The organism is Micromonospora sp. NPDC004336, assembly GCF_053602615.1.
This window is the reverse complement of the sequence record NZ_JBSGDY010000356.1, coordinates 1-1,907: the sequence shown is the minus strand read 5'-3', so window position 1 is coordinate 1,907 and position 1,907 is coordinate 1. Positions and strand designations below refer to the sequence as shown.

2 protein-coding genes and 1 pseudogene are annotated in these 1,907 nt (G+C 71.8%); 2 read left to right on the top strand and 1 reads right to left on the bottom strand.

Going from position 1 to position 1,907, the window contains the following annotated elements:
- Both ACWENR_RS30695 and ACWENR_RS30690 read left to right on the top strand, forming a co-directional pair.
- Positions 1–963: ABC transporter ATP-binding protein (locus ACWENR_RS30695; protein ID WP_452280426.1), on the top strand; the 963-nt coding region annotated here is incomplete at its 5' end.
- Positions 960–1,790 (top strand): ABC transporter permease, encoded by an 831-nt coding sequence (locus ACWENR_RS30690; protein ID WP_452280425.1) that lies wholly within the window; start codon positions 960–962, stop codon positions 1,788–1,790. The genes ACWENR_RS30695 and ACWENR_RS30690, both read left to right, overlap by 4 nt.
- A gap of 25 nt (positions 1,791–1,815) precedes the next feature.
- Here ACWENR_RS30690 and ACWENR_RS30685 read toward each other — a convergent pair.
- Positions 1,816–1,907: pseudogene (locus ACWENR_RS30685) on the bottom strand (Fpg/Nei family DNA glycosylase); the annotation flags it as partial.

Genomic DNA, 1,907 nt, shown 5'->3' with positions numbered 1-1,907 from the left:
TCCGATCTGGTCTTCGGTCTGCTCGGGCCGAACGGCGCGGGCAAGACGACAACGATCGGGGTGCTGACCACGCGGGTGCGGGCCACCTCCGGGCGGGCCCAGGTGTGCGGCGCCGACGTGATCGGCGCCCCCGCCGTCGCCCGGCAGTTGCTGGCGGTCGTGCCGCAGCGGGTCAACCTGGACCGGGCGCTGACCGTCCGGCAGAACCTGCTGTTCCACGCGGCGTACCACCGGGTGCCCCGCGCCGAGCGCGTCCGCCGCGCCGACGAGCTGCTGGAGCAGATGGGGCTCAAGGAGTTCGCGAACTCCCGCACCGACTTCCTCTCCGGCGGCCTCGCCCAGCGCACCATGATCGCGCGGGCGCTCATGCACTCGCCCCGGGTGCTCTTCCTCGACGAGCCCTCCGCCGGCCTCGACCCGCAGTCCCGCCTCTTCGTGCACGACCGGGTCGCCGAGCTGAAGCGGGCCGGGGTGACGGTGGTGGTCACCACCCACGACATGGACGAGGCGGAGAAGCTCTGCGACCGGGTCGGCATCATCGACCACGGCAAGCTGCTCACGCTGGACACCCCCGCCGCGCTGACCCGTACCCTGCCCGGCAGCAGCACGCTCACCCTCGTGGTGGCCGCCGGCGCCCCCGCCGAGGAGGTGCGGACCGCGCTGGGCGCCATCCCGCACGTGGAGCGGGTGGAGCACTTCAAGGCGAGCCCGGGCGCTCCCGCCGCCGCGGCGCCGGCGTTCCCCGGCATGCCGCCGATGCCCGCGCCCGCGGCCGCTCCGGCGCCCGCCGACTCCGACGGCACGCTCTCCTTCCGGGTCTACACCGGAACCCAGCCGGCCAACGCCATCCCGATGGCGCTGAAGATCCTCGCCGACCTGGGTTGCGAGGTCCGCGACCTCAACATCGGCCAGCCCAGCCTGGAAGACGTCTTCATCCACCTGACCGGAAGGGAACTTCGGTGAGCGTCACCGCCCCCGCCACCCCCTCGACGGCCACGGCGCCACCGCCGGTGCGCGCGATGGACCAGTTCGCCACGTTCCGCGCCGTGCTCTCGCGGGACCTGTTCGTCACCGGCCGGGAACTGGTGGGCTTCCTGCTCCAGGTCTTCATCCAGCCGCTGTTCATGCTGCTGATCTTCGGCAAGGTGCTCGGCGACCTGGGCTACGCCAGCGACGACTTCGCCAACGTGCTGCTGCCCGGCGTCATCGCGCTCAACGCCTTCCTGATCGGGCTGGAGAACACGGCGCTGCCGATGGTGATGGACTTCTCCTTCACCCGGGAGATCGAGGACCGCCTCCTGTCGCCGATGGCGATCCCCCTGGTGGCCCTGGAGAAGATCGTCTTCGGCGGCATCCGCGGGCTGATCGCCGGCGTGGTGCTGATCCCGGTCGGCATGCTCATGCTCGGCGTCACCTGGCCCTGGGCCGTGGTGCTGAAGGTGGTCGGGGTGCTGGCGGTCGGCGCGCTGGTCGGCGCGGCGGTCGGACTGACCTTCGGCACCCTGGTGCCGACGCAGCACATCCAGATCATGTTCACCGTCGTGATGACCCCGCTGATGTTCACCGGCGCGACCCAGTTCCCGCTGCTCGGCCTGGACATGCTGCGCTGGTACCAGGTGATCTGCGCGCTCAACCCGCTGACCTACATCAGCGAGGCGACCCGGTCGCTGGTCGCCCCGCCGGGGGTCGAGTCCGTGCCGCTCTGGCTGTGCATGACCGTCCTCGCCGGCGTCTTCGTCGTGTTCTCGGCCATCGGCATGCGCGGCTTCATGCGCCGCGCGATGGACTAGCCGGCGTCCCCGCCGACGATCCGGCGCCGGCGTGGTGGTGCAGCAGGTGCTTGCCGTACGCCTCGGTGCTCTCCAGCACGGTGCCGCCGAGCAGGGCGGCGCCCTCGGCGAAGCGGC